The sequence below is a fragment of the Prevotella sp. P5-108 genome (assembly GCF_002251385.1).
GTDB lineage: Bacteria > Bacteroidota > Bacteroidia > Bacteroidales > Bacteroidaceae > Prevotella.
The window spans coordinates 1-1199 of sequence record NZ_NPJJ01000007.1 but is presented as its reverse complement, the minus strand read 5'-3'; the positions used below and the strand labels follow the sequence as shown (position 1 = coordinate 1199).

Annotated in this window: 1 protein-coding gene and 1 pseudogene; one reads left to right on the top strand and one right to left on the bottom strand. The window is 43.6% G+C overall.

The window, feature by feature from the left end; all coding sequences use genetic code 11:
* Window positions 1–127: 127 nt before the first annotated feature.
* Window positions 128–355 (top strand): hypothetical protein, encoded by a 228-nt coding sequence (locus tag CIK95_RS01030; protein WP_254046379.1) that lies wholly within the window; start codon window positions 128–130, stop codon window positions 353–355.
* A 185-nt stretch (window positions 356–540) separates the two neighbouring features.
* Here the strand turns inward: CIK95_RS01030 and CIK95_RS01025 are convergent.
* Window positions 541–1199 (bottom strand): annotated as a pseudogene (locus CIK95_RS01025) (IS1380-like element IS612 family transposase); the annotation flags it as partial.

Here is a 1199-nt window from a genome sequence, read left to right as displayed (position 1 = left end):
CAACATCGAAGTTGTCTATAAGCACATCCGGAAGAATGGCGCGTAGTAGCTTGGTCTGTTCCATATGGCAAAGGTACGACTTTATTCCTAACATACGGTGTTACCAACCGGAAAAATCCGCAGACCCTTGAAAAATCCAGATTATTCAAATGAGTCTGTCGTTGAATATTTTGAGAAATATCTTAAAACCATTTCAAGAGAAACGGTTTCAGCCACCGTACAGTTGTCATCAGAACAAAGAATGTCGTTTATTGAAATGACGCCGCTTCTCTTTTGCGTTGAAAAAGATTGCGTTGATTGGCGTACTCTCACACATTTGACAATCGAAGCTGATGTTTTAATAGGAATGTATTAAAGGGCGTATTGATATCCTAAAATCCGCAACTATCATCCAATACACGATTAAGGGTAGATTTATGAGTCGTTAGTAGCAGCTTTCAGTAAAAAGCAACAGCACAACATCAATATGTAGCCACCATCCCCTTACCCCACGATGCGACTTGAGGTAATACGCAGATTCAAACCGGAAAGAAAGGATTCTTATCCGAATTCTGTTTTGAAGGGTTTTGCATAAGCTCGGTTCTCTGTGTAGATATTCAGCACGTATTGCCTTGCAGTCATGATCCACTTGGCAGGTACGGAGATGAATCTGAAGACAAAAGCCTTTATGCGACTCGTTTTCTTGAGCCCAAAAGCCTTGGTGTCAAGCCTGCTCATGATGGTCTTGTAGAAATTGTGTATCAATGCAGTAAGCAGAAGAAAGACAGTATTCTCCGCCATGAATGACTTGGGGAGCCTGCTCCAACCGAATCCGTTGTTCATGTCGTCAAAGATACGTTCCTTGCCGCCACGCAGATTGTAGAATTCAACAATGTCCCTTGTCGATGACTTGTAATCGTTGGTCAGAATACAACGGTAAGTGTATTCGCCTTCCCACAGGTCAAGGTCGCCACTGTTGCGTCTTTGTCTCTGGATGACAAGACGATAGCACTTGCCTTCCCATTTCTCAACGAGAATGGAATTGAGTTCGAACTGGATGCCGTTAATCTCCTCCGTCTTCCATCCTCTCAGAGCAAAGATGTCATTGTAGAGCGAACTGCATCGGTTGGCACGGATGTAGAAATGTTTGCAATGCTTCTCTATCTCACTGACGATTTCCTTCGAGCAGGAACCGCAGTCTGCCCTGAAGCGATTTACAC